The 851-nt window shown below is 52.6% G+C and carries 1 pseudogene; it reads left to right on the top strand.

Features of this window, described 5'->3' with window-relative positions:
• Nucleotides 1-48: 48 nt before the first annotated feature.
• Nucleotides 49-851: pseudogene (gene rpoB / locus A3730_RS05945) on the top strand (DNA-directed RNA polymerase subunit beta); the annotation flags it as partial.

Genomic DNA, 851 nt, shown 5'->3' with positions numbered 1-851 from the left:
TGCAGAAATATCACCACAGGGTGATAGGTCAACAGCTGAGGAACGCAGATGGCATACTCATTCACTGAGAAAAAGCGGATCCGCAAAGATTTCGGCAAGCTTCCGAAAGTTATGGAGGTGCCTTATCTCCTGGCGATACAGCTCGATTCTTACCGTAAATTCCTGCAGCAGGATAAGAGCTCAGAAGAACGCCTTGAAGAAGGCCTGGAAGCCGCTTTCCGATCGGTATTTCCGATCGCCAGTTATTCAGGAAATGCAGCGCTGGAGTATGCCGGCTACGAGTTCGGCAAACCCGTTTTTGATGTAAAAGAATGCATCATTCGCGGTACTACCTACGCGGCGCCATTGCGTGTGCGTATTCGTCTGGTGATTTACGATCGTGAATCATCCGGGGCGATCAAGGATATTCGTGAACAACAGGTCTACATGGGTGAAATTCCCCTGATGACCGAAAACGGTACCTTCGTTATCAATGGTACCGAGCGTGTAATCGTGTCCCAGCTGCACCGGTCTCCCGGTGTGTTCTTCGACCACGATAAAGGCAAGACTCACTCCTCCGGCAAGCTGCTCTATTCTGCCCGGGTGATTCCTTACCGTGGTTCCTGGCTGGACTTTGAATTCGATCCCAAAGACCAGGTCTTTGTCCGGATCGACCGTCGCCGCAAATTGCCGGCGACCATCCTGCTGCGTGCGTTGGGTTACACCTCCGACGAAGTGTTGGAGATGTTCTTCGACACCAATGAAATCGCAGTGGAAGACGGCATTTACCGTATGAAGCTGGTGCCGGAGCGTCTGCGTGGTGAAACCGCGACCTTCGATATCCTGGCGGACGGTGAAGTCGTGGTGGAGCG

It is taken from the genome of Alcanivorax sp. HI0044 (assembly GCF_001634945.1).
The sequence above is the reverse complement of the archived record's forward strand: the minus strand, read 5'-3'. Positions and strand labels throughout refer to the sequence as shown.